Source organism: Micromonospora rosaria, assembly GCF_001567585.1.
GTDB lineage: Bacteria > Actinomycetota > Actinomycetes > Mycobacteriales > Micromonosporaceae > Micromonospora > Micromonospora rosaria.
The window spans coordinates 1-22,415 of record NZ_LRQV01000117.1 but is presented as its reverse complement, the minus strand read 5'-3'; the positions used below and the strand labels follow the sequence as shown (position 1 = coordinate 22,415).

Sequence of the window (22,415 nt, the reverse complement as noted above, 5' to 3'; positions counted from 1 at the left end):
GATCGAATGTGCCGCCAAGTCCATGATCACCGGGGCGGGACGGGGGGCGGCGGGGGCCGGGGCGGGGGGCCGGCGAGGGCGGGGGTGGGGCGTGGTCGGGTATGGGGGCGGGCCCGGCGCGGGGCTCGGACGGCCGTCGCGCCGGGCCCGGCCCGGTCAGCGGATCAGGGGGTCAGTGGGTCAGTGGGTCAGGGGGTCAGTGGCCCCGGGCGATCCACTCGTCGAGGTGCGGGGCCTCGGCGCCAATGGTGGTGCTGTCGCCGTGCCCGGTGTGCACCACGGTCTCCGGCGGGAGGGTCAGCAGCCGGGTCCGGATGGACTCGATGATCGTGCCGAAGTCGCTGTACGAACGCCCGGTCGCGCCCGGCCCACCGGCGAAGAGCGTGTCGCCGGTGAAGACCACGCCCAGGTCGGGGGCGTGGAAGCAGCAGGCGCCGGGGCTGTGGCCCGGGGTGTGCAGGACGTGCAGCGTCGTCCCGCCCACCTCGATCGTCTCGCCGTCGTGCAGGTGGCCGGCGGGTGGCACGTCGGGGTGGACCATGCTCCACAGCACCCGGTCGTTCGGGTGCAGCAGCACCGGCGCGTCCACCGCGCGGGCGAGCCGGGGGGCGAACCGGACGTGGTCGTCGTGACCGTGGGTGGCCAGGACGGCGCGGACCCGGCGGCCGGCGACGACGCGCAGGATCGCGTCCACGTCGTGCGGGGCGTCGATGACGACGCACTCGGTGTCGTCACCGACCACCCAGACGTTGTTGTCGACGTCGAAGGTCTGCCCGTCGAGGGAGAAGGTGCCGGAGGTGACGGTGTGGTCGATGCGGGCGGCCATCAGAGGACCACCACCGAGCGGAGCACGTCACCGTGGTGCATCCGGGTGAAGGCCTCCTCCACCTGGTCGAGGGCGATCTCCTCGGTGACGAACGCGTCGAGGTCGAGCCGGCCCTGCCGGTACAGCTCGGTGAGCATGGGGAAGTCCCGGCTGGGCAGGCAGTCGCCGTACCAGCTCGACTTGAGCGCGCCGCCGCGCCCGAAGACGTCCAGCAGCGGCAGCTCGACGGTCATCTCCGGGGTGGGTACGCCGACCAGCACGACGGTGCCGGCCAGGTCCCGGGCGTAGAACGCCTGCTTCCAGGTCTCCGGCCGGCCCACCGCGTCGATGACCACGTCGGCGCCGAAGCCGCCGGTGGCGGCCTGGATCGCCGCGACCGGGTCCTGCTCGGAGGCGTTGACGGTGTGCGTGGCGCCGAACTTCCGGGCCCAGTCGAGCTTGCGGGAGTCGGTGTCCACCGCGATGATCGTCGTCGCGCCGGCCAGCACCGCGCCGGCGACCGCCGCGTCGCCGACGCCACCGCAGCCGATCACGGCCACCGAGTCGCCCCGGGTGACCTGGCCGGTGTTCATCGCCGCGCCGAGGCCGGCCATCACGCCGCAGCCGAGCAGGCCCACCGCCGCCGGCCGGGCGGCCGGGTCGACCTTGGTGCACTGGCCGGCGTGGACCAGGGTCTTCTCGGCGAAGGCGCCGATGCCCAGGGCCGGGGTGAGTTCGGTGCCGTCGGTGAGGGTCATCTTCCGCGTCGCGTTGTGGGTGGCGAAGCAGTACCACGGCCGGCCGCGCCGGCAGGCCCGGCAGACCCCGCAGACCGCCCGCCAGTTGAGCACCACGAAGTCACCCGGGGCGACGTCGGTGACCCCCTCGCCGACCTGCTCGACGATGCCGGCGGCCTCGTGACCGAGCAGGAACGGGTACTCGTCGTTGATGCCGCCCTCGCGGTAGTGCAGGTCGGTGTGGCACACCCCGCAGGACTGCACCTTCACCACCGCCTCGCCGGGGCCCGGGTCGGGCACCACGATCGTGGTGACCTCGACCGGAGCGCCCTTGCTCCGCGACACGACTCCCCGGACCTGCTGGCTCACGATGCCTCCCTGCTGTGCGCCGCCGTCACCGGCGGGCTGCCGTCGGTGGCGGGCCGGTGACAGCCCCGCCGGGGGCGGGCCGGTCCCGTCTCCCGGGCCGGCACGTCCCACCCGCGAACCTACCGCCGATCGTCCCGGCCGGCCTACTGACCTGGGTCACCGCTCGGTGCCGCCCCGGTCTGGGCGGCCTGGGCGGCGGCGTGCCGCCGGTTCGCGGTGCGGTAGCGCAGCACCTGCACCACGCCGAGCGCCCAGAGTGGGTACTGCAGGGCGAAGGCCCAGCGGAAGGCGTCCAGCGTCGGCGCCGTGTGACCGGCCGGCGTGGCGAGGTCGAGGACCACCCCGACGACGAGGACGAGGACGATGGAGGCGACGAATCCGCCGACGTTGACGATGCCGGTGGCGCTGCCCATGCGGTGCACCGGGTTGGACGTCCGGGCGTAGTCGAAGCCGATCATGGAGCCGGGGCCGTTGAGCGCCAACGCGAGCACCAGCAGTACCAGCAACCAGCGCGGGGCCGGGCCGGGCCAGACGAGCACCGCGGTCCACACCGTGGCGGTGACCGCGACCAGGCTGAGCACCAGCGCCGAGCGGTGGAACGGATGACGGGCGCAGAGCTGGGCGATGCCCGGCCCGAACCCGATCCCGGCGATGATCATGAGGGTGATCAGGCTGGCGGCGGTGGTCGGGGCCAGCCCCTGTCCCTGCACCAGGAACGGGTACCCCCACAGCAGGGCGAAGACGGCCCCGGAGAACGGGGTGACGAAGTGCGTCCACAGGCCCAGCCGGGTGCCCGGGTGGGCCCACGCCTCGACCAGTCGCCGCCGGACCAGGGCGAGGGCCGGCGGCGGCGCGGCGGGGACGCCCCGGTCCGGGCTGTTCCGTACCGCGACGGCGACCATCGTCACGGTGGTGGCGCCCAGCCCGGCGGCGACCAGGAAGGCGGTGCTCCAGCCGGTGGCGTGCAGCAGCGCCACCAGGGGTACCGCGCCGAGCACCGCGCCGAGCTGACCGAGCGCCCCGGTGAGCTGCACCAGCAGCGGGTTGCGGCGGCCGGGGAACCAGAAGGCGACCAGGCGCAGCACGCTGATGAAGGTCATCGCGTCGCCGAGCCCGACCAGGACCCGGCCGGTCACGGCGAGCCCGACGTCGGTGGCGAGGGCGAAGCAGAGCTGCCCGGCGACCATCAGCGTCCCGCCGACGAGCAGCAGGCGACGGGAGCCGTACCGGTCGAGCAGCACCCCGACCGGGACCTGCATCGCCGCGTACACGGCGAGTTGGGCCACCGAGAAGGTGGCCAGCGCGGCGGCGTTGATGCCGAAGCGGTCCGCGGCGTCCACTCCGGTCACCCCGAGCGAGCTGCGGTGGAACACCGCCGCGGCGTACGCGCTGAGGGCGACCACCCAGACCAGGGCGGCGCGGCGGTGGGCGACGACGGCCGGGGCCCGACGGGGCGCGGCGGTCACAGGCATGACCCTCATCATCCTCGCCGGGGTCGTCGGCGGTACGGCCGCCCGGGGTGGAGGTGGCCCGGGCCACGTGCCGTCCGTTACCGGCAGGTTTCCCCAGACCACATACCGGACAGCCGACGCACCATCCGGCGGAACGGCCGGGCACTGGGCAGAATCGACGCATGTCTGTCCACCGGTGGCTGCTCGCCGACCAACTCGGGCCGCACTTCCTCGACGACCCCCGCCAACCGGTGCTGCTCATCGAGGCCCGGGAGCTGTTCCGCCGCCGGCCGATGCACCGGCAGAAGGCGCACCTGATCCTCTCCGCGCTGCGACATCGCGCGGCCGAGTTGGGCGACCGGGCGGTGCTGCTGCGCACCGGCACCTTCCGGGAGGCGTTGGCGCAGGTCGGCGGGGCGGTCGAGGTGTGCCACCCGACCTCGCGGGGGACGCTGGCGTTCGCCCGCTCGGTCGAGGGGCTGACCGTCCTGCCGCCCCGGGGCTTCGTCACCAGCCGGGCCGACTTCGCCGCCTGGGCGGACCGGGGCCGGCGGGGGCCGCTGCGGATGGCCGACTTCTACCGGGAGGCCCGCCGCCGGCACGGCGTGCTGACCGAGCCGGTGGGCCGGCGGGCGGGCCGGTCCGCCCCCCGCCGGGACCGGCCGGAGGCGCCACCGCCGCCGCCGATCGAGGAGGACGACATCGACGCCGGGGTCCGCCGGGACCTCGACCGGTGGGTCGCCGAGGGAATCCGGTTCGTCGGCCGGGACGGCCCCCGGCGGTACCCGGCCACCCACGCCGAGGCGCAGGCCCGGCTGGAGCACTTCCTGCGGCACCGGCTGGCCGAGTACGGCCGGTTCGGCGCGGTGATGAGCGCCGACGACCCGATCCTGGCGCACAGCGTCCTGTCGTCGTCGTTCAACCTCGGGCTGCTCGACCCGGAGCCGGCGGTACGCCGGGCGGAGCAGGCGTGGCGGGCCGGGTCGGCGCCCCGGTCGGCGGTGGAGCCGTTCATCCGGCAGCTCCTCGGCTGGCGGGAGTTCCTGTGGCAGCTCTACTGGTACGTCGAGCCCCGGTTGCCGGGCACCGGGCGGCTGGCCAGCACCGAGCCGCTGCCGGACTGGTTCGCCGACCTGGACGCCGACGCCGTCGAGGCCCGCTGCCTGGCCGACGTGCTGGCCGGGGTACGGGACCGGGGCTGGGCGCACCACTCGCAGCGGCTGCTGGTGCTGGGCAACTACGGGTTGCAGCGCGGGTGGCGCCCCGCCGACCTGGCGGACTGGTTCCGGCGGTCGTTCGTCGACGGCGCCCACTGGGTGATGAACGAGACGGTGCTGGGCCTGAGCCAGTACGCCGACCTGGGGCGCGTCGACACCCGGCCGTACGCGGTGGACGGCACGTACATCGACGAGATCAGTGACTACTGTGCCGGGTGCCGGTACCTGCCGGAGCGTCCCCTGGGCGACCAGGCCTGCCCGTACACCGCCGGGTTCGAGAGCTTCCTGCACCGCAACCGGGACCGGCTCACCGGTGATCCCCGGCTGGTGGCGGAGCTGACGGTCCGCGACGATCCGGAGCGCCGGGAGGCGGTGCTGGCGCAGGAGGAGAAGCGCGGCGGCGACCCGCCGTGACGGTGGCGGGTCACTGCGGCGGCGACCCGGGCGCGGGGCGACCCGCCGGGGTGGATGGTGCCCGGTCGACCGGGCCGGGTGGGGTGGGCGCTGCGGCCGGGGCGCCGGCCCGCCGGGCCAGGGCGCGGGTGAGCAGGCGCTGGCCGGTGGCGACGAACCGCCCGTAGGAGGCCGGTGCGAGCCGGCCCAGCAGGTCGGGCAGCTTCGCCGACCAGCCGATGAGGACCCGTCCGCGCCGGCGTCGTACCCCGGTGAGGATGACCTCGGCGGCGCGCGCCGGGTCGATGGTCAGGAGTTGCTCGAACCGCCGCAGGTCGCCCGCGAAGTCCTCGGCGGGGACGCCGCTGCCGACCCGGGCGTTGCGGGCGATGCGGGTGCGGATGCCGCCGGGGTGCACCGAGGTCACCCCGATGCCGTCGTCGACGAGTTCGTGGCGCAGCGCCTCGGTGAACCCCCGGACGGCGAACTTGCTGGCCGCGTAGGCGGTCTGCCCGGCCGGGGCGATCAGCCCGAAGAGGCTGGAGACGGTGACCAGGTGGGCGCCCGGCTCGGCCTTGAGCGCCGGCAGCAGTTCGTGGGTGAGCTGCACCACGGCCCGGAAGTTGACCTCCATGACCCAGCCGAACTCGTCGAGGGTGATCTGGTCGAACCGGCCGCCCAGCGCCACCCCGGCGTTGTTGACCAGCAGCCGGATCCGGGAGTGCCGGTCCCGGACCGCCCCGGCGACGCGGGCGGTGTCGGCGGCGTCGGCCAGGTCGACGACGTGGTCGGTGACCGTCAGGTCCGGGTGGCGGACGCGGATCGCGTCCCGGACGGTGGCCAGCCGCTCGGCGTCGCGGTCCAGCAGGACCAGGTGGCTGCCCCGGCGGGCCAGCGCGTCGGCCAGCGCCGCGCCGATGCCGCTGGCCGCGCCGGTGACCACGGCGGTGCCGCCGGCGAAGTCGAAGGTACGCACGTCAGGTCTCCTCTCACCCGGTGGCCGCCGGAGGTGGCGGCCCCGCCGGGGCGGCCGGTCGCGCGCCCGGGGCGCGGGAGAACCGGACCCCGACGTCGTCGAGCCGGCCGTACCGCATCAGCAGCACGTCGCGGGGATAGTTCTGGTACAGCCGCCACGGGGCGCGCACCCCCTGGGTGGGCAGCGCGGCAAGCCGCCGCCGCACGTACCCGGAGCGCAGGTCGATCAGCGGGGCCCGGCGTTCGTCGGCGGGGGCCAGCGGGGTGACCACCTGCTGGCCGGTGCGGTCGAGGTGGCGCAACAGCCGGCAGACGTACCCGGCGACCAGGTCGGCCTTGAGCGTCCAGGAGGCGTTGGTGTAGCCGATGGTCAGCGCGAGGTTCGGCACCCCGGAGAGCATCATGCCCTTGTACGCCACGGTGCCGGCCGGGTCGACGTCGACGCCGTCGACGCGCAGGGTCATCCCGCCGAGGGCGAGCAGGTCCAGCCCGGTGGCGGTGACCACGACGTCGGCCGGTACCTGGTCGCCGGAGGCCAGCCGGATGCCGTGCGCGGTGAAGGTGTCGATCCGGTCGGTCACCACCGAGGCCCGGCCGGCGGCGATCGCGGCGAACAGGTCGCCGTCGGGGGCGACGCAGAGCCGCTGGTCCCAGGGGTCGTAGCGGGGCGCGAAGTGCCGGTCGACGTCGTACCCGGCGGGCAGCCGGCGGCGGGCCGCCCGGCGCAGCAGCAGGCGGACCAGGCCGGGGGCGCGGCGGCTGAGCTGGTACACGGCGGTGCCGGCCAGCACGTTGCGCGCCCGCACCAGCCGGTACCCGGCGCGCGGCGGCAGCCAGCGGCGCAGCGCGTCGGTGAGCGCGTCACGGGAGGGCAGCGCGACCACGTAGGTCGGGGACCGTTGGAGCATGGTGACGTGGGCGGCCCGGCGGGCCAGCGCCGGCACCAGCGTCACGGCGGTGGCGCCGCTGCCGACCACCACCACCCGCCGGCCGCCGTGGTCCAGGTCGGCCGGCCAGTGCTGCGGGTGCACCACCCGCCCGGTGTACGCCCCGACGCCGGGCAGCGGCGGGGTGTACCCGGCGTCGTACCGGTAGTAGCCGGTGCAGGCGTGCAGGAACGAGCAGGTCAGCACCGTCGGCTCGGCGGTGTCGTCGCGCTGGACGCGCACCGTCCAGCGGGCGGTGGCGCTGTCCCACTCGGCGGCCACGACCCGGTGACCGAACCGGATGTGGGCGTCGACGCCGTACTCCCGGGCGGTCTCGCGGACGTAGCGGAGGATGGCGTCGCCGTCGGCGATCGACCGGGGGTCGGTCCACGGCCGGAACGAGTAGCCGAGGGTGTACATGTCGGAGTCCGACCGGATGCCCGGGTAACGGAACAGGTCCCAGGTGCCGCCGACCACGGCGCGGGCCTCCAGCACCGCGTACGTCTTGTCCGGGCAGGTGCGGCGCAGGTGGCAGGCGGCCCCGACGCCGGAGAGGCCGGCACCGACGATCAGCACGTCGACGTGGTCGCCTTCCGGGTCGTCTCCCCGCTGCGCGTACGTCACCTGCGGACCGTACCCACCCGGCGGCCCCGGCGCAGCACCGCCGGCCGGCGGACCCGCCCCGCCCGGGGGGCGGTCACGGGACCGCGCGGATTGCCGCTTTGTGCCACCCTGGTTACGCCCAGCGCCCGTGACGGGAGGTGAGGGAGACGCTACAGCTCCACGAGCTCGTCGCCGTGCCCGGCAGCCGGCCGGTGACGCTGGACGTCCCCGCGGGCGGGACCGCGGCGCTGGTCGCGTCCCCCCGGACGGGCACCGCCGTGGCCCGCGTCGTGGTGGGCCTGACCCCGCCCCGGGCCGGCCGGATCCTGGTCGCCGGGCGCGACGTGACCGGGCTGCCGCCCCCGCGCCGCCAGGTCGGGTACGTCCCGGCCGGTGGCGCGCTGCTGCCCCACCTCACCGTCCGCCGCAACATCGAGTACGGCCAGCGCAAGCGGGAACGGGTGCACGAGGTCGCCAACGACTGGGTGGACTCGCTCGTCACGCACCTGGAGCTGGCCCCGGCCCTGGACCTGCTGCCGCACCTGCTCTCCGAGGCGCAACGGTTCCGGGTGGCGCTGGCCCGGGCGGCGGCGTGCCTGCCCGAGGTGCTGGTGGTCGACCTGCCCGTCGGGGCCACCGGCGCGGGCCGGCTCACCGACGTGCTGCCTCGGGTCTGTCCCCCCGGCGCGGCGGGCAGCGCCGTGCTGGTCTGCTCCGCCGACCCGGCCGTGCTGGCCGAGATCCCGGTCCGGGTGCCGGTCGAGCGGGTCGAGGCGGCCGACCGGTGACCGGCCCGGGTCGGCTGGGCCGGCGGACGCTGCTGCGGGCCGCCGTCGCGGCCCCGGTGGCCGGGCTCGCCGGTTGCTCCGGCGGCGCGACCCCGGTCCGGGTGGTCGTGGTGTGGAGCGCCGAGGAGCTGGCCCGGTTCCGGGCGGTGCTGCGCGGGTACCCGGCCGGGCCGGTGCAGGCCACCAGCGCCGGGGACGACATCGACGCCTTCCTCAACGCCCGCCGGCTCGCCGGGACCAGCCCCGACGTGGCGATCCTGCCCCGGCCGGGTCTGGTCACCGCGTACGCCCGGCGGGGCTGGCTGGCGCAGGTCGAGCCGGCGGCCAGCTACCGCACCCCGACCGGCCTGGCCGACCTGCTCGCTCCCGACGGGCGCCGCCACGGCGTCTGGGTCAAGGCCGCCCACAAGTCGCTGTTCTGGTACCTGCCGTCGCGGCTGCCCACGCCCCCGGCGACCTGGGACGAGCTGGTCGCGCTCACCCGGCGGCTGGGGGCGCGGGCCCGGGCCGGCGCGGGGCCCGCGCCGCTGGCGATCGGCGCGGCCGACGGCTGGGTGCTCACCGACTGGTTCGAGAACGTCCTCGCCGACCTCACCGACCCGCAGGAGTACGACGCGCTGGCCCGGGGCGCGGCGGACTGGCAGGGCCGCCCGGTGCGGGCCGCGCTGCTGCGGCTCGCCGAGCTCTGGGGTGTCCCGGGGGCGTTTCCCGGTGGTGGCCGGCGGGCCCTGCTCACCCAGTTCCAGGAGTCGGTGATCCAGGTGGTGCGGCGACGGGAGGCGGTGCTGCTCTACGGCGCCGACTTCACCGACAGCGTGGCGCGCACGTTCCGGCACGGCCCGGAGCAGCCGGCGACGTTCCGGTTCCCCGGCGCGCGGTCCGGCGTCGACGGTCCGCTCCTGGTCGGCGGGGACGTCGCGGTCGCCTTCGCCGGTTCCACCGCCGGGGTACGGCTGGTGCAGTGGCTCACCGAGGTCCCGTCGTTCGGGCCGTGGCGGCGTTCCGGCGGTTACCTGTCGCCGGATGTCAGCGTGCCGCCCTGGGACTACCCCGACGCGATGACCCAGCTGCTCGCCACCGAGCTGCGACAGGCGGCCAGTCCCCGGTTCGACCTGTCCGACCGGCTGCCCGCCCCGTTCACCGGCTCCGACGGGATCGGCATCTGGCGGATCATGCAGGACTTCTTCGCCGACGTCACCGGCGCGGTACCCCCCGCCGAGGCGGTCCGGCGGACGATGGTCGCGCTCGCGAGGGCGGCCCGGGACACGGAGCGGGCCCGGTGAGCCGGCGGGTGCTCGGCGAGGTCGCCGTCCTCGACGACGTGGGGCCGCCCCGGCGCGGGCGGGCGTACCCGGCGGTCGGGGCCACCTCGGCGTTGCTGCTGCCGGCGGCGCTGCTGCTGGGCTTCCTGCTGCTCGTCCCGGTGCTCCTGACGCTGTACGCCAGCGTCACCACCGACGGTCGGTGGGTGGGCGCGGCGCACTTCCGGGCCGCGCTCGGCGCCCCGGGGGCCGGCGCGGCGGTGGGGCGCACGCTGCTCTGGGCGTTGCTGGTGCCGGCGGTGGTGACCGCGCTGGGATACCTGCTCGCCGCCGCGTCCCGCCGGTCCGCGGAGGGCGGGCTGGTCCGGCTGATCCTGGTGCTGCCGATCGCCGTCCCGCTGGTGACGGCGGGGGTGGCGTTCCGGCTGGCCTACGATCCGGACCCGGCCCGGGGCCTGGTCACCCTGATCGCCGGGGCGCTGACCGGGGCGTCGGCGGAGACGGTCCCGCTGCTGCTCGGCCCCCGGTTGGTGACGGTGGCGCTGATGTCGGCGTTCGTCTGGGCCTGGGTCGGCCTGGCGGTGGTGGTGTTCCGGGCCGCGCTGGACGCGGTGCCGCCCAGCCTGGCCGACGCCGTCCGCGCCTTCGGCGGCAGCCGGCGCGACGTGCTCTGGGACGCCCAGTGGCGCCCGCTGCTGCTGCGTACCGTGGCGGTGGTCTTCGCCCTGGTGGCGTTGGGCACCAGCCGCACCTTCGACCTGATCCTGATCATGGCGCCGGGCTCGGTGCGCGACGAGGCGTCGGTGCTGGCGCTGCGGATCTGGCAGACCTCCCCCGGCACGACCACCGGGGAGGGCGCGGCGCTGGGCGTGGTGTGGCTGGCCGCCGTGGTCGCCGGCATGCTGGTGGCGGCGTTGTTCGTCCGGCAGGCGTGGCCACCGCCGTGGCCCGCCGAGCCGCCGGAGACCGACGCGACGCCGCCCCCGCCGCGCCGGGTGCGGCTGCTCGCCGCCGGGGCCGCGATCGCCTGGCTGATCCCGCTGGGCATGCTGGTGGCGACGTCGCTGCACCACCCGGTGGACGCGGCGACGCGGGGCTGGTGGTCCGCGCCGCCCAGCGTGGCGTCGTACGCCACCGTGCTCCGCGACGTGGACCTGTGGCGCAGCCTGCTGTTCACCCTGCTGCTCGCCACCGTGGTCACCGTCACCGTGCTGGGGGTCGCGCTGCTCGCCGCGTACCCGCTGGCCTGGCTGACCGGGTCGGCGGCCCAGTCCACCGGGCTGCTGCTGATGGCGGCCACCGTGGTGCCGGTGCAGGTGATCGCCGGGCCGGTGAACGAGGTGCTGGGTTGGGGGTTCTCCTCCGGCACCTCGCGGGGCCTGGCGCTGGTGCACATGGCGCTGGGGGTGCCGTTCGCGGTGCTGGTGCTGCGCAACGCCTTCGCCGACCTCCCGGCCGAGCAGGTCCGCCACGCCCGCCTCGGCGGCCGGCACTGGTGGGGCACGCTGGTGCGGCTGGCCCGGCACAACCGACCGGCGGTGGTCGCGGTCTGCGTGCTGGAGTTCGTCCGGGTGTGGAACGACCTGGTGGTCGGGCTGCTGTTCAGCGGGACGGACGGGGCGCCGCTGGGCCTCTTCCTCTACGGGCAGACCCGCCACTTCGTCGCCAACAGCGGGGCCCTCGCGGCGGGATCGGTGCTGGCCTCGGTCCTGCCGATGCTGCTGGTGGTGCTGGCCCGCCGGCAACTCGTCGCCGGCCTGGTCTCCGGCGGGATCCGGTGACCGGCGCCCGGCCGCCCCGCTGGCCGTCCGCCCTCGCGGTCGGCACGCTGGTCAGCGGAATCGCCGGCAACGTCGCCAGCAACCTGCTCTCCACCCTGGCCGACACGCTGCTCGGGCCGGCGAGCATCGTGGTGGCGGTGGTCGGGGCGGTCGCCTCGGTGGTGGCCGAGGTCCACCGGCGGCGGGCCGAGCGGCAACCCCCCGCCGAGCCCACCGACATCGTCGCCGCGCCGGCCACCGGCGCCCCCACGCTGCCCTACCCGGTCGCGTTCACCGGACGGGCCGGTCAGGTCGACGCCCTCGTCGCCGCCCTGCGCGACGAGCACGCCGTGGCGGTGGTGGGGCGGCGGGCGGTCGGCACCTCCTCCTGCGCGGTGCAGGCGGCCAACCTGTGCCGCACCGAGTTCCCGGACGGCCAGTTCTACGTCGACCTGCGCCGGGGCGGGCGGCCCCGGTCCCCCCGGGAGGTGCTGACCGCGCTGGCCCGGATCCTGGGCACCACCCCGCCGGCCTCCGGTCGGGCCGACGACCTCGACGAGGCCGCCGACGAGCTGCGCGGGCACCTCGACGGCCGGCGGATCCTGCTGGTGCTGGACAACGTGGACCGGGCGGCGCAGGTGCGGCCGTTGCTGCCGCCCGCCGCCCGTACCTGCCGGTTGCTGCTCGCCGGTGGGCCCGGCCTCGCCGACCTGGACGGGTTGGTGGCGCACTGGATCGCCGAGCCGGACAGGGCCGACGCGGTGGCGCTCTTCGCCACCGCCGGTGGGGTCGCGCCGGCCGCCCGCCCGCACCGGCCGGACCCTCGGACCGACCCGGCGGTGGGCGACATCGTCGAGCTGTGCGGGCGGCAACCCCGCACCGTCCGGGCCCTGGGCTACCGGACGGCGCAGCACGGCTGGCGGTACGCCGACGTGCGCGACGCGCTGCGCCGGGCCGTCGACACCCCACCGCACCAGCGGGTGCCGGCCTCCCCCGCGGCCCGGCTGGTCACCCAGCGGGACACCGCCTACCACGCGCTCTCCGCCGGGGCCCGCCGGTTGTACCGGCTGATGTCGCTGAGCCCGGTGCCGCTGGACCGGCCGGCGCTCGCCGCCCTGGCCGGACGCCGGCCGGACCGGGTCGCCACCCTGCTGGACGAGCTGGCCACGGCGGCGGTCGTGGGGGGCGCGCCCGGCGACCGGTACGAGATCCGGCCGCTGCTGGCCCCGTACGCCCGGCTGCACCTGCGCGACGCCGAGCCGGCCGGGCGGCGGGTGGCCGCCCAGGCCCGGTTGACCCGGCACCTGGCCCGGCGGGCCGAGCGGCACGTGACGAACCTGCAGGTGACCGCCTCGCTGCTGGACCGGGAACGGACCCTGCCGCTGGACGAGGACCCGTACGGCTGGTTCGACCTGCACCAGGATCTGCTGCTGGCGGTGGTGAAGGTGCCGGCCGGCGCGGCCGAGACGCTGCCCCGCCGGGTACGCCGCTGGTGGTTCCGGCTGGCGGTGGCGTTGTGCGGCTGGCTGGCGCACGCCAACCGCACCGCCGAGTGGGCCGAGGTGTGCCGCGTCGTGCTGGCCACCCCCACCGCCAGCGACCGGCCGGAGATCGCCGGCTGGGCGCACAACGAGCTGGGGGTGCTGCGCCGACGGCAGCACGATCCGCAGGGCGCGGCGACGGCGCTGACCCTGGCGGTCGCCGAGCGGGGCCGGCGGGGCACCGCGCAGGCCCGGTTGAACCTCGGCCTGGCCCTGCTCGACCTGGGTCAGCTCGACGAGGCGGTGGAGCACCTGGAGCTGTCCCGGCGGCACCGGTCGGGGGCGGACCGCTCCGGGCACGCCCTGACCGACCTGGGGCTGGGTGCCGCCCGGCTGGCCCGGGGTGAGCTGGAGACCGCCCACCACCACCTGGTCCGGGCGGCCAACACGTTCCGGACGCTGGGCGACGCCCGGGGGTACGCGGCGGCGTTGACGAACCTGGTGCTGGTGCACGCCGGGCTCGGCGAGCACCTGGACGCGGCGCAGGCGTGGCGGGCGGCGCTGCGCGAGTACGAGTCGGTGGCCGACCCGGGCACCCGGGCCACCGCCCTGCTCAACGCCGGGGCGACGCTGCTGTCCAGCGCCCCCGGCAAGGCCCGGGAGGCGTACCGGATGCTGGCCGAGAGCCGGCGGCTGCGCGACGGCCGACGACCGGCGGCCGGGCTGGGGCGCACCCTGCTGTACCTGGGCGACGCGGCGGCGGCGTTGGATGACCACGCCGAGGCCCGGCGACACTGGGCCGACGCGGCGGCGGTGTGCGAGGAGGTCGGCGACGCCGCCGGGCAGGCGGCGGCGGACGCCCGGCTGGTCGACGACGCGCAGTCGCCCGCCGACCCGCCGCTGCGCACGGAGCGCTGACCAGGATCGGGCCCCGGCCCGCCGCCGGCCGCCCGACGGCACCGGGTGGCGGACCGCCGGACGCCGATGCGCCGGGGACGGGGCCGGGTTCCCGGGGCGGAGTCAGTCGCCGCAGTGGTCGTGGTGGGCCGGGGGCCGCCCCCGCTCTTCCCGCCGTACCCGGCCCCGGCCCGGTGCGGGCGCGGGCATGATCGGGGCATGGGTCGACGACCGGCACGGGGGCACCGGCGGGTGCCGCACACCGCCGACGTCCGGATCGAGGCGTGGGCGCCGGACCGGGAGGGCTGCGTGGCGCAGGCGGTCGCGGCGCTCGTCGACAGTTTCGTCGACCCGGGGCGGGCCGAGCCGGACGGGCGGGCCGCATTCCGGCTACCGGCCGGGGAGGACCCGGACCTGCTGGTGGGTGTCCTCGACGAGGTGATCTTCCGGCTGGAGACCGAGGGGGTGCTGCCGCTGGCGACCGAGGTGCGCCCGACCGACGACGGTGGGCTGCGGGTCGAGTGGCGCATCGTCCACGCCGACGCGGTGGAGGCGACCGGCGCGGTACCCAAGGCGGTGTCCCTGCACGGGTTGCGGTTCGCACCCGACGGGGACGGCTGGTCCTGCGCGGTCACCCTCGACGTGTGACCGGTCAGCCCTTGACCACGCCGAGCGGGACCAGCCGGGCCACCAGGCGGCACAGGCCGGCGCCCTGGGCGCTCTCGACCACCGCCGAGACGTCCTTGTACGCCGTCGGCATCTCCTCGGCCAGCCCGCGCCAGGACGCCCCGCGCACGGCGACGCCCCGGGCTTCGAGGTCCCGGCGCAGGTCCTGCCCGCGTACCGCCCGGCCGGCCTGGCCCCGGCTGCGGGTCCGGCCGGCGCCGTGGCAGGTGGAGGCGAAGGCCGGGGCCCCGGCCACCCCGGTGAGGACGTACGAGGCGGTGCCCATCGAGCCGGGGATCAGCACCGGCTGCCCGACGGGCCGCAGGTCGTCGGGGAGGTCGGCGTGGCCGGGCGGCAGCGCCCGGGTCGCGCCCTTGCGGTGCACGCAGAGCCGCCGGGGCACCCCGTCCACCTCGTGCGTCTCGATCTTCGCCAGGTTGTGCGAGATGTCGTAGACCAGGTCCAGCCGGGCCCCGGCGACCCGGTGGAAGACCCGGCGGGCCGCCTCGGTGAGCAGTTGCCGGTTGGCCCGCGCGTAGTTCGCCGCCGCCGCCATCGCGCCCAGGTAGGCGCGGCCCTGCGGCGAGTCGACCGGCGCGCAGGCGAGCTGCCGGTCGGGGACCTCGATGCCGTGGCCCGCCATGGTCGGCTCCATCGCCCGGACGTGGTCGGTGCAGACCTGGTGACCCAGTCCCCGCGACCCACAGTGGATCATGACGGTGACCTGGCCGGAGCGCAGGCCGAACGCGGCGGCGGCCGGCTCGTCGTACACCTCGTCGACGGCCTGGACCTCCAGGAAGTGGTTGCCGGAGCCGAGACTGCCCACCTGCCCCTGGCCGCGCTGCACCGCCCGGTCGCTGACCTGCGCCGGATCGGCGTCGTCCACCGCGCCGCCGTCCTCGCAGCGGGCCAGGTCCCGGGTGACGCCGTGTCCCCGCTCGACGGCGTACCGGGAGCCGCCGCGCAGCACCGCGTCCAGTTCCGCGCGGTCGGCGAGCCGCCACACCGCGCCCCGGCCCATGCCGCGCGGGACGGCCGGGTCGAGGCCGTCCATCAGCGCCTCGCGGATCCTCGGCAGGTCGGCCCGGTCGAGGTCGGCGGCGAGCAGCCGGACCCCGCAGGAGATGTCGAAGCCCACCCCGCCCGGGGAGACCACGCCACCGTCGGCCACGTCGGTGGCGGCGACCCCGCCGATCGGGAAGCCGTACCCCCAGTGCACGTCGGGCATGGCGTAGGAGGCGCCGACGATGCCGGGCAGGGTGGCCACGTTGGCCACCTGCTCCAGCGACCGGTCCGCACCGGCCTCGGGCAGCAGCGCCCGGGAGGCGAAGACCATCCCGGGTACCCGCATCGGCGCCCGCCGGTCGATGCGGAACCGGTACGGCGACTCCTCCACCAGGTCCATCCGGTGCGGCTACCCCGGCCCGGCCGGGTTACACCGCCGGCACCGGCCGGCGCATCCCCCAGACCCGGGGGCCGCCGCCCTCGACCGTGACGTCCCCGGTCACGGTGAACCCCAGCCGCTGGTAGAAACGGACGTTCGATGCCGAGGAGGTCTCCAGCGCCGCCGGCACGCCGGCCCGGTCCGCCTCGGCCAGCCCGGGACGCAGCACCCGCTCCCCCAGCCCCCGGCCCTGCCGGTCGGGGCGGACACCGACGGTGGCGAGCAGGAACACCGGTGCGGTCGGGCGCAGCGGCGCGCAGGCGGACTCGGCGGCCAGCAGGGCCGGGTACCGGTCGCCGGCCAGGTCCCGGGTGCGGTCGGCGAGGGTGGCCCAGACCCCGTCCGGCACCGGCCGGTCGGGGCGCAGCCAGACCGCCGCGGCGACCGGTCGGCCGCCCGGCTCGACGGCGGCCCACGACTGCCCGTAGGGCACCCCGACCGTCGCCACGGTCAACGCGAACATCGAGGTCAACCGTTCCCGGTGCCGGTCCGCCGCCACCGTCCAGTCCGTCCACGGGTAGCCGTCGAAGGCCTCCGCCAACACCTCCGCCACCCCGGTCACCAGCTCCGGTCCGATCCGGCGTATGTCGAACTCCATCGCGCGCTCCCACCCGGCCCGGTTGTTTCCGCGGGCCGAGGGCGACCGTACCGTCCGGCCGCGCGTCGACGGCGGCGGGCCGGTGACCGGCGCGACACCGCAGCGGGGAGACTGGTCGGGTACGGCGGTCGTCGTCGTACCCGACCGGTAGGAGAGCGTCCGCGTGTCCGACGTCCCCCGGTCCGTCGCAGGGACGCCCCCGGGGCGTCGGGAGCTGCGGGCGGACTGTTCCCGGTGCTTCGCGCTCTGCTGCGTGGCGCCGGCCTTCGCCGCCTCGGCGGACTTCGCGGTGGCCAAGCCGGCGGGGCGGGCCTGCCCGAACCTGGCCGGGGACTTCCGCTGCGGCATCCACGCCGGGCTGCGGGAGCGCGGCTTCGCCGGCTGCACGGTCTTCGACTGCTTCGGGGCGGGCCAGCAGGTCGCCCAGGTCACCTACGGCGGGCGGAGCTGGCGGGAGGCACCGGAGACGGCGGTGGCGATGTTCGACGTGTTCGCGGTGATGCGCCCCCTGCACGAGCTGCTGTGGTACCTGACCGAGGCGCTCGCCCTGCGCCCGCCCGAGCCGCTCGCCGGCGAGCTGCGCCGCGCGCGGGACGAGACGGTACGGCACACCGACGCCACCCCGGAGGAGGTGGTGGCGCTGGACGTGGACGGGTACCGGGCGGCGGTCAACGTGCTGTTGTCCCGGGCCGGCGACCTGGCCCGGGGGCCGGGCGGGGCCGACCGCCGGGGCGCCCACCTGATCGGGGCGGACCTGCGCCGGGTCGACCTGGTCGGGGCGAACCTGCGCGGGGCGGTGCTGATCGGCGCCGACCTGCGCGGGGTGGACCTCACCCGGGCCGACGTCACCGGGGCGGACCTGCGCGGCGCCGACCTGCGCGGCACGGACCTGCGCCGGACGGTGTTCCTGCACCAGTCTCAGCTCGACGCGGCCCGGGGCGACCGGCGGACCGCCCTGCCGGGCTCGTTGACCCGGCCGGCGCACTGGTCGGCGCTGCCGCTGACGCCGGTCCGCCGGCCCCGCGCCGCAGGCGGGGACGGACCCGACGCCGGCCACCGGGAGCGACGGGCCGGGGCTACCGCCCGGCGCGGCGGCGGACGCCCCCGGTAGGCAGCCGGGGGCGGGGCCGACGACGGACGGGTCGGGACCCGCGACGGGCGGTGGCGCAGGTGCGGATCGTGAACTGCCGACGGCGTTTGGCGGGCGGCCGGGCGGGCAGAACTGCGGCATGACCAACGAGCACCGCACCGACCAGGCGGCCACCGACGAGCCGGACGGCGCGACCGCCTTCGAGGCGTCGCTGCGCCCACCGGGCGACTCGCTGCACACCACCGACGACACCGGCGACGACTTCGCCGACCTGCCGGCCGAGGAGGCCCGACCGGCGCGGGAGACCAGCCGGGCCGGGTACGACGTGTCGGCGGTCTCGGGCACCGAGGACCCGATGGTGGAGGACCAGACCTGAGACTTCCCAGCCGTGGGCCGGGCGGGGCCGCCGGTGCCCGCCGCCGGGGCGGTCGGGCTGGGGCTGGCCCGGGGTGGGGCGCCGGGGCGGTCGGTCTGGGGCCCGGGGGTGGGGCGCCGGGCCGCGGCGTCGGGGGGCCACGCCGCGACCCGGCGGGCTCAGGTGACCCGGATCGCTCCGGACGGGCACAGCTCCACCGCGCGGTGGACGGCGTCGACGCTTCCCGGCGGCGGCTCGGCGCGGCGGAGCAGCACCAGCCCGTCGGCATCGTCCTGGTCGAAGACCTCCGGGGCGGTACGGACGCAGTTGCCGGCGCCGCAGCAGGCGTCCCGGTCGACCGTCACCCGCAGCGTCGCCCCGGCGACCGGCCGGTCGGCCAGGTCCCCCTCGGCCGGGCTCACCAGGTCACCGGCAGGGCGTCGAGGCCGAAGACGATCGAGTTGTCCCGGGTGCGCAGCTCCTGCGGGGCCGCGGCGACCCGCAGGTCGGGGAAGCGGCGGGCCAGCTCCACCAGGGCGATGCGCAGCTCGGCGCGGGCCAGCGGCTGGCCGATGCACTGGTGGACCCCGAACCCGAAGGCGACGTGCTGGTGGGCCTGCCGGTACGGGTCGAAGTCGTCCCCGTCGTCGAAGACCGCGGCGTCCCGGTTGGCCAGGGAGATCAGGACGATGGCGCCCTCACCGGCCCGGATGAGCTGCCCGCCGATCTCGGCGTCCTCGGTGGCTGCCCGGAACAGACCGGTGCGCACGATGCTGAGGTAGCGCAGCAGTTCCTCGACCACGCCCGCCGCCCGGTCGGGCTCGTCGCGCAGGATCGTGAACTGACCGGGGTGCCGGGTCAGCAGCAGCACGCTCAGCCCGATCATGTTGGCGGTCGTCTCGTGGCCGGCGATGAGCAGCAGCAGGGCCATCCCGACGAGTTCGTCGACGTCGAGCTCCCCCGGCTCGACCCGCTCGGCGATCAGCCGGCTGAGCAGGTCCTCCGACCCGTCGGGGTGGGCCCGCTTGGCCCCGATCAGCCCGCGGATGTAGTCGCGCAGCTCCTGCACGGCGGTGCGGAGCACCTCCGGCGAGGTCTGCTGGTCGAGCAGGGCCCGGCTGCGGGACTGGAAGAAGTCGTGGTCGGCGTAGGGGACGCCGAGCAGGTGGCAGATCACCATCGACGGCAACGGCAGGGCGAAGGTCGACACCAGGTCGGCCGGCGGACCGGCGGCGGCCAGGTCGGTCAGGGACTCGTCGACGGTCTGCCGGATCAGCGGCTCGATCCGCCGGACGTTCTTGATCATGAATTCGGCGGTGAGCATCCGCCGCAGCCGGGCGTGCTCGGCGCCGTCCATCCGGATGAACGAGCCCTTGACGTCCTCGGGCGCCTGCGGTGGCAGGGGCCGCAGCAACGGGAAGCCGGGCCGGGTGAGGTCGGAGCTGAACCCGGGGTGGCGGAGCAACTGCCGGACGTCGGCGTGCCGGGTGACCAGCCACGCGGCGTGCCCGGTGGGCAGCCGGACCCGGGTCACCGGGCCGACGTACCGGTCCCGCTCGCTCTCGTCGAGCAGGGCGAAGGGTCCTCGGGCGAGATTGACGGGTGGCCAGAGGGGCAGCTCCGCCTCGACGGCACGGGTCATGTCGCACACCTCCGCGACAACTGATCGTAGTCACTCAGGTGCGTTACGTTACCCATCGGTGCGTGTCGACACAACCCCCGCCGGCCCGCCGTCGGTGACCGCCGGGGGCACCGGTGGGGCCGGGACGGCGGGGCGCAGCCGGGCCACGAGCCGGGCAGTGGCGTCGCCGGCCGTCGCGGCCATCATCGGCGCCAGCCGGGTCGTGCCCATCACCGCCAGGTCCTCGGCGACGGTGGTGGTGCCGTCGAGGAAGCGCAGCACCCGCTCGGCCGGGTTGCGCGCGAAGAGCCGGTCGAAGAAGTCCGGCCCGCCGACCGTACCGGCGTCCAGCGCGCGCAGCGCGACCGCGTCCATCCACCGGTGCCGGCGCGGGTACGCGGGGGCGGGCACCGGTGGGCGACCCGCCGCGAGGGCCCGGGCCACCTGGTCGGCCTGGCGGTGCATGGCGGAGAAGGTGAAACCGGTGGAGGGCCGGGTGGCCCCGCCGGCGGTGCCGAGCCGGACCACCCGGGGCGACGGCCGGGACACGAACGGCCCGTCGGTCATCGGGATCACCCCGTTCTCCACCTCCCGGACGGTCAGCGTGGCCGGGTCCAGGCCGAGCAGGTCCCGGTACCCGGCCAGCGCCCGGTCGTACCCGTCGCCGGTGCACAGCGCCGGGGAGAACTCGGTGTACTCGACCAGGGCGTACCGGCTGCTCACCGGGAGCACGTAGCCGAAGGAGACGCCCCGGCGCGGCTGCCGGGTACGGAAGTCCATCAGCACCGCCCGGTCGGGGTCGAACACCGGTCGGGATGCCGCCAGCCACCAGCCCCGGAAGTGCTGCAACCAGGACGTCCGACCGGCCCGCGCGGGCGGCCGGGGCCGGGAGTCCAGCACCCACCGGGCCCGCAGCAGCGCCGTACCGTCGGGAGCCCGGACCGTCACCCGTGCCCCGTCGTCGTCGAGCGCGGCGACCGCCGACCGGATCCGGGTCGCGCCGAGGCGCTGTTCGGCCTCGGCGGCGCGGGCGTAGACCGGGGCGGAACGCAGCATCGCGTACCGCAGGGGGGCGAGGTCGAGCAGCCGGGAGCCGGCCGGGGTGGTCACCGCCACCCGGTCCCAGCGGGCGCTGAGCAGCGGGTCGAGGTCGTCGTCCGGGGTGCCCCAGAACGCCCAGGTCCGGTCCTGGCCGCGTTTGCGCACCGGGTCGACGACGGCGATCCGCAGCCCGCGTACCCGGTGCCGGTCGAGGGCGGCGAGGGTGAGGGACGCGGCGCCGCCCCCGCCCACCAGGGCGAGGTCGACGTCCACCGGACCGGCGCTGCTCACCGCTCCACGCTGTCACACCCCGCCCGAGCGCCGACGCGCACCCGGCCCGGCCCGGCGGCGGGCTCCGTGGGCGCGGCCGGGCGGCGACGTCGACCCCGGTGACCGGGCCGGAAAACTGCTGTCCTCGCCGGAAACCACGTTGAGCGGCGGTGGTGGAGTGTGCGAGCGTCGGGCGGTGAGCGACGACTCCCTGGCGGTCAACCGGGCGAACTGGGACGAGCGGGTGGCGGCGCACGTCGTCTCGGCCGACTACGGGGTGGCCCGGTTCCGCGCCGACCCCGGGCACCTCAGCGGCGTGGTGCGGTTCGACCTGCCCCGGCTCGGGGACGTGGCCGGGCTGCGCGGGGTGCACCTGCAGTGCCACATCGGCACCGACACCCTCTCGCTGCACCGGTTGGGCGCGCGGATGACCGGGCTGGACTTCTCCGCCCCCGCGCTGACCGAGGCGCGACGGCTGGCCGAGGCGACCGGCGCGGCCGTCGACTTCGTCGAGTCCGACGTGTACGACGCCGCGCAGGTGCTGGGCCGGGCGGCGTTCGACCTGGTGTACACGGGCGTCGGCGCGTTGTGCTGGCTGCCGGACATCCGGCGCTGGGCCCGGGTCGTGGCGGACCTGCTGCGCCCCGGCGGGCGGCTGTTCCTGCGCGAGGGGCACCCGATGCTGTGGGCGGTCGACGAGGCGCGTGGCGACGGGCTGCTGACCGTCGAGTACCCGTACTTCGAGCAGCCCGAACCGTGCGTCTGGGACGACGCCGGGACGTACGTGACGACCGACGCCACGTTCACCCGGACCGTGACGCACACCTGGAACCACGGGCTGGGCGAGCTGGTGACCGCGCTGCTGGCGGAGGGGTTCGAGCTGACCATGCTGGTGGAGCACGACAGCGTCCCGTGGGAGGCGATCCCGGGGCGGATGGTGCGCGACGACGCCGACGAGTGGCGGCTGCGGGACCGGCCGGGGCGGTTGCCGCTGACGTACACCCTCCAGGCCCGCCGGCGGCCCTGACGCGACCGGGCACCGGGCGCACCAGCGCCCGGACCGGCCCGCCGGGTGACCAGCCCGGCATCGACCCCTCCGGGGTGACCAGCCCGCCATCCGCACCCCAGCCGGGTGCCGCGGTGGACATGTGACGGCAACGAAGAATTCTCATTTTCACCGGGTCGAGGTCCCAACCGCCCTAGTGTTGGGCACACCGGTGTTCGTCACGGAGTTGGCCACCCGAACGGCGTCCCACGCAGTCAGCGGACGAAAAGTGAGGGAAGACGCGTATGAAGGCGAAGACACTGACCGTATCGGCGGCGCTCGGCGTGGGGCTCGGCACGCTGCTGTTCCCGGCCGCCGCGCTCGCGGTCACCACCGTGTCACCGGCGACCACCCCCGTCGGCGGGACGGTGGTCCTGACCACCTCGTGCAACCCGAACAGCGGTGACGCGATCTTCCGCGTCACCGGCCCGGACCGGGACCAGAACGTCCGCTCCACCACCGCCGCGGCCGGCGGCGGGTTGAGCGCCGAACTCTTCACCGCCGGGTTCACCCTGGGCACGTACACGGTCGCCGCCACCTGCGGCGACGGCACCGACGCCGGGAGCGCGACGTTCACCGTCACCCCGATCGGGGGCGCACCGGCCGGTGACGGCGGCACCG

At 76.4% G+C, this 22,415-nt stretch carries 21 protein-coding genes; 11 read left to right on the top strand and 10 right to left on the bottom strand.

The genetic code is table 11. The features are described from left to right. Positions 1-196 precede the first annotated feature (196 nt). The 3 genes from AWW66_RS24655 to AWW66_RS24645 form a co-directional block, all read right to left on the bottom strand. Entirely contained in the window at positions 197-826 is a 630-nt protein-coding gene (locus AWW66_RS24655; RefSeq protein ID WP_067370996.1) for an MBL fold metallo-hydrolase, read from the bottom strand. Beyond that, positions 826-1,911 carry an S-(hydroxymethyl)mycothiol dehydrogenase gene (locus tag AWW66_RS24650; protein WP_067370994.1) on the bottom strand — a complete coding sequence of 362 codons (1,086 nt, stop codon included), beginning with the start codon at positions 1,909-1,911 and terminating at the stop codon, positions 826-828. Before AWW66_RS24650 ends, AWW66_RS24655 begins: the two co-directional genes overlap by 1 nt. A gap of 143 nt (positions 1,912-2,054) precedes the next feature. Continuing rightward, a complete protein-coding gene (locus AWW66_RS24645) occupies positions 2,055-3,383 on the bottom strand; it encodes an MFS transporter (protein WP_067370992.1) in 1,329 nt (442 codons plus the stop codon). A gap of 161 nt (positions 3,384-3,544) precedes the next feature. On the opposite strand from AWW66_RS24645, the gene AWW66_RS24640 reads away from it, so the two are divergent. Continuing rightward, the gene (locus AWW66_RS24640; protein ID WP_067370990.1) at positions 3,545-4,993 is read left to right on the top strand and encodes a cryptochrome/photolyase family protein; all 1,449 of its coding nucleotides are present in this window, start codon (positions 3,545-3,547) and stop codon (positions 4,991-4,993) included. Positions 4,994-5,003: 10 nt separating this feature from the next. Here AWW66_RS24640 and AWW66_RS24635 read toward each other — a convergent pair whose 3' ends face one another. Both AWW66_RS24635 and AWW66_RS24630 read right to left on the bottom strand, forming a co-directional pair. Continuing rightward, positions 5,004-5,948, bottom strand: coding sequence for an SDR family NAD(P)-dependent oxidoreductase (locus tag AWW66_RS24635; protein ID WP_067370989.1), 945 nt, complete (start codon positions 5,946-5,948; stop codon positions 5,004-5,006). Positions 5,949-5,961: 13 nt separating this feature from the next. Beyond that, on the bottom strand, positions 5,962-7,497 hold the full coding sequence (locus AWW66_RS24630; RefSeq protein ID WP_067370987.1) for a flavin-containing monooxygenase: 1,536 nt from the start codon (positions 7,495-7,497) through the stop codon (positions 5,962-5,964). Positions 7,498-7,634: 137 nt separating this feature from the next. Here AWW66_RS24630 and AWW66_RS24625 point away from each other — a divergent pair, with 137 nt between their 5' ends. The 5 genes from AWW66_RS24625 (at position 7,635) to AWW66_RS24605 (ending at position 14,312) form a co-directional block, all read left to right on the top strand. Further along, positions 7,635-8,264 (top strand): ATP-binding cassette domain-containing protein, encoded by a 630-nt coding sequence (locus tag AWW66_RS24625; RefSeq protein WP_083978895.1) that lies wholly within the window; start codon positions 7,635-7,637, stop codon positions 8,262-8,264. Continuing rightward, positions 8,261-9,547, top strand: a complete 1,287-nt coding sequence (locus AWW66_RS24620; RefSeq protein ID WP_067370983.1) for an extracellular solute-binding protein — start codon at positions 8,261-8,263, stop codon at positions 9,545-9,547. The genes AWW66_RS24625 and AWW66_RS24620 overlap by 4 nt, the downstream gene beginning before the upstream one ends. Beyond that, positions 9,544-11,307: an ABC transporter permease gene (locus AWW66_RS24615; protein WP_067370981.1), complete on the top strand. Its 1,764-nt coding sequence runs from the start codon at positions 9,544-9,546 to the stop codon at positions 11,305-11,307. Before AWW66_RS24620 ends, AWW66_RS24615 begins: the two co-directional genes overlap by 4 nt. After that, positions 11,304-13,685, top strand: coding sequence for a tetratricopeptide repeat protein (locus AWW66_RS24610; protein ID WP_067370979.1), 2,382 nt, complete (start codon positions 11,304-11,306; stop codon positions 13,683-13,685). Before AWW66_RS24615 ends, AWW66_RS24610 begins: the two co-directional genes overlap by 4 nt. A gap of 198 nt (positions 13,686-13,883) precedes the next feature. Beyond that, the gene (locus AWW66_RS24605; protein ID WP_067370977.1) at positions 13,884-14,312 is read left to right on the top strand and encodes an archease; all 429 of its coding nucleotides are present in this window, start codon (positions 13,884-13,886) and stop codon (positions 14,310-14,312) included. A gap of 4 nt (positions 14,313-14,316) precedes the next feature. Here AWW66_RS24605 and AWW66_RS24600 read toward each other — a convergent pair whose 3' ends face one another. Both AWW66_RS24600 and AWW66_RS24595 read right to left on the bottom strand, forming a co-directional pair. Then, entirely contained in the window at positions 14,317-15,735 is a 1,419-nt protein-coding gene (locus AWW66_RS24600) for an RtcB family protein (protein WP_067370975.1), read from the bottom strand. A gap of 28 nt (positions 15,736-15,763) precedes the next feature. Next, a complete protein-coding gene (locus tag AWW66_RS24595) occupies positions 15,764-16,372 on the bottom strand; it encodes a GNAT family N-acetyltransferase (protein WP_067370973.1) in 609 nt (202 codons plus the stop codon). Between AWW66_RS24595 and AWW66_RS33970 the strand changes: the two genes are divergently transcribed. From AWW66_RS33970 to AWW66_RS24585, 3 genes are all read left to right on the top strand, one after another. Continuing rightward, entirely contained in the window at positions 16,359-16,523 is a 165-nt protein-coding gene (locus AWW66_RS33970) for a hypothetical protein (RefSeq protein ID WP_157527840.1), read from the top strand. The genes AWW66_RS24595 and AWW66_RS33970 overlap by 14 nt on opposite strands. Positions 16,524-16,535: 12 nt before the next feature. Continuing rightward, the gene (locus AWW66_RS24590; protein ID WP_083978893.1) at positions 16,536-17,483 is read left to right on the top strand and encodes a pentapeptide repeat-containing protein; all 948 of its coding nucleotides are present in this window, start codon (positions 16,536-16,538) and stop codon (positions 17,481-17,483) included. 118 nt (positions 17,484-17,601) lie between these two features. After that, the gene (locus AWW66_RS24585) at positions 17,602-17,838 is read left to right on the top strand and encodes a hypothetical protein (protein ID WP_067370971.1); all 237 of its coding nucleotides are present in this window, start codon (positions 17,602-17,604) and stop codon (positions 17,836-17,838) included. 158 nt (positions 17,839-17,996) lie between these two features. Here the strand turns inward: AWW66_RS24585 and AWW66_RS24580 are convergent, their stop codons facing one another. Genes AWW66_RS24580 through AWW66_RS24570 form a run of 3 tightly spaced genes read right to left on the bottom strand, consistent with a single transcriptional unit; the run spans position 17,997 to position 20,770 of the window. Further along, the gene (locus AWW66_RS24580; protein WP_245648470.1) at positions 17,997-18,239 is read right to left on the bottom strand and encodes a ferredoxin; all 243 of its coding nucleotides are present in this window, start codon (positions 18,237-18,239) and stop codon (positions 17,997-17,999) included. Further along, the gene (locus tag AWW66_RS24575) at positions 18,236-19,459 is read right to left on the bottom strand and encodes a cytochrome P450 (protein ID WP_067370969.1); all 1,224 of its coding nucleotides are present in this window, start codon (positions 19,457-19,459) and stop codon (positions 18,236-18,238) included. The genes AWW66_RS24580 and AWW66_RS24575 overlap by 4 nt, the downstream gene beginning before the upstream one ends. Positions 19,460-19,507: 48 nt before the next feature. Then, entirely contained in the window at positions 19,508-20,770 is a 1,263-nt protein-coding gene (locus AWW66_RS24570) for a lycopene cyclase family protein (RefSeq protein WP_067370967.1), read from the bottom strand. A gap of 175 nt (positions 20,771-20,945) precedes the next feature. On the opposite strand from AWW66_RS24570, the gene AWW66_RS24565 reads away from it, so the two are divergent. Beyond that, the gene (locus AWW66_RS24565) at positions 20,946-21,776 is read left to right on the top strand and encodes a class I SAM-dependent methyltransferase (RefSeq protein ID WP_067370965.1); all 831 of its coding nucleotides are present in this window, start codon (positions 20,946-20,948) and stop codon (positions 21,774-21,776) included. A gap of 263 nt (positions 21,777-22,039) precedes the next feature. Further along, positions 22,040-22,415 (top strand): hypothetical protein (locus AWW66_RS24560; protein ID WP_067370963.1); only part of this gene is annotated, 376 nt, incomplete at its 3' end.

What these genes read in the sequence shown, in the direction of transcription:
- AWW66_RS24655 (WP_067370996.1), bottom strand. Translation starts at nt 826, where the DNA reads ATGGCCGCCCGCATCGACCACACCGTCACCTCCGGCACCTTCTCCCTC.
- AWW66_RS24645 (WP_067370992.1), bottom strand. Translation starts at nt 3,383, where the DNA reads ATGCCTGTGACCGCCGCGCCCCGTCGGGCCCCGGCCGTCGTCGCCCAC.
- AWW66_RS24640 (WP_067370990.1), top strand. Translation starts at nt 3,545, where the DNA reads ATGTCTGTCCACCGGTGGCTGCTCGCCGACCAACTCGGGCCGCACTTC.
- AWW66_RS24605 (WP_067370977.1), top strand. Translation starts at nt 13,884, where the DNA reads ATGGGTCGACGACCGGCACGGGGGCACCGGCGGGTGCCGCACACCGCC.
- AWW66_RS24600 (WP_067370975.1), bottom strand. Translation starts at nt 15,735, where the DNA reads ATGGACCTGGTGGAGGAGTCGCCGTACCGGTTCCGCATCGACCGGCGG.
- AWW66_RS33970 (WP_157527840.1), top strand. Translation starts at nt 16,359, where the DNA reads ATGTCGAACTCCATCGCGCGCTCCCACCCGGCCCGGTTGTTTCCGCGG.
- AWW66_RS24595 (WP_067370973.1), bottom strand. Translation starts at nt 16,372, where the DNA reads ATGGAGTTCGACATACGCCGGATCGGACCGGAGCTGGTGACCGGGGTG.
- AWW66_RS24585 (WP_067370971.1), top strand. Translation starts at nt 17,602, where the DNA reads ATGACCAACGAGCACCGCACCGACCAGGCGGCCACCGACGAGCCGGAC.
- AWW66_RS24575 (WP_067370969.1), bottom strand. Translation starts at nt 19,459, where the DNA reads ATGACCCGTGCCGTCGAGGCGGAGCTGCCCCTCTGGCCACCCGTCAAT.